Annotated in this window: 1 protein-coding gene; it reads left to right on the forward strand. The window is 68.7% G+C overall.

What is annotated here, in order from left to right; all coding sequences use genetic code 11:
• A partial coding sequence (locus AAE029_RS36150) for a condensation domain-containing protein (protein ID WP_371077755.1) occupies positions 1–1261 on the forward strand: 1261 nt, incomplete at both ends.

A 1261-nucleotide genomic window follows, 5' to 3' on the forward strand; every position in this document is an offset into this window, starting at 1 on the left:
GACATCTATCCGGCGACGGACCTGCAGCAGGGTCTTCTGTTCCACGGCATGCTGGAGGAGGGCCGGGGGGTCTACGTCACTCAGCTGCGCATGACGCTTTCCGGGCCGCTCGACAAGGCGGCGCTGGTTGCCGCCTGGCAGACGGCGATCGAGCGGCATGCCATCCTGCGCACGCACTTCGAATGGCGTCATGGCGGCAAGGCGCTGCAGGTGGTGCGCCGGAGGGCGATGCTGCCCTTTGCCGAGCACGACTGGTCGGCGGCCGAAGGCGGTGATGCCTATGAGGGGCGGCTAGCCGATTGGCTCGCCGAGGATCTGGCGCGCGGCTTCGACAGTGCCGGGGCGCCGCTGATGCGGGTCAACCTGTTTGCCCGTCCCGACGGCCGGCACGATCACGTGTGGACCTGCCATCATGCGCTGCTCGACGGCTGGGCCTCGGCGCAGCTGCTCGGCGAGGTGATGGCGGCCTATACGAAGGGTCCGGCTGCGGAACTGCCGCCAGTCGTGCCCTATCGCGACTACATCGCCTGGCTCAAGCGTCAGCCGTCGGCTGAGGACTGGTGGCGGGCCCGGCTTGCCGAGGTCGCCGATCCGGCGACGCTGACGGGGGTGATCGAGGCGCCCTGCGGGGATGATGCGGCCGGGCCTGTCTTCGAACAGGGTCTCGGCCGGGAGCTGAGCGAGCGGCTTCGCCGGGCGGCGCAACGCCATCAGCTGACGCTGGCAACCCTGATGCAGGGCGCCTTGGCGATCCTCATTGCCCGCTATGGCGGGCGCCCTCAGGTCGCCTACGGCGTGACGGTCTCCGGCAGGCCGGCCGAGCTTGCCGGGGTCGAGACGATGGTCGGGCTGTTCATCAACAGCCTGCCGGTGCTTTGCGAGGTGCGCGGCGACGAGCCGCTTGCCCAATGGCTCGCCAGGCTGCAGGCCGGCAATATCGAGCTGCGCCAGTACGAGCATACGGCGCTGACCGACGTGCAGCGCTGGGCCGGCCGTTCGGGCGATGCGCTGTTCGACACCCTCTTCGTCTTCGAGAACTATCCGGTCGACGCCGAGCTGCGCAAAAGCGAAGCCCCGATCACCATCGATCATGTCGCCTCCGAGGAGCGGTCGCACTATCCCCTGACGATCGCCGTCATGCCCGATGACGCGCTTGTCCTGCGCTGGACGCGCAACGCCAGCAAGCTCGATCATGCCACCGTCGCACGTCTTTCCGCCCATTACGGCGAGCTGCTCACCCAGATCGCCGCTGCCGGCGAGG

Source organism: Sinorhizobium sp. CB7, assembly GCF_041357635.1.
Classification (GTDB): Bacteria; Pseudomonadota; Alphaproteobacteria; order Rhizobiales; family Rhizobiaceae; genus Rhizobium.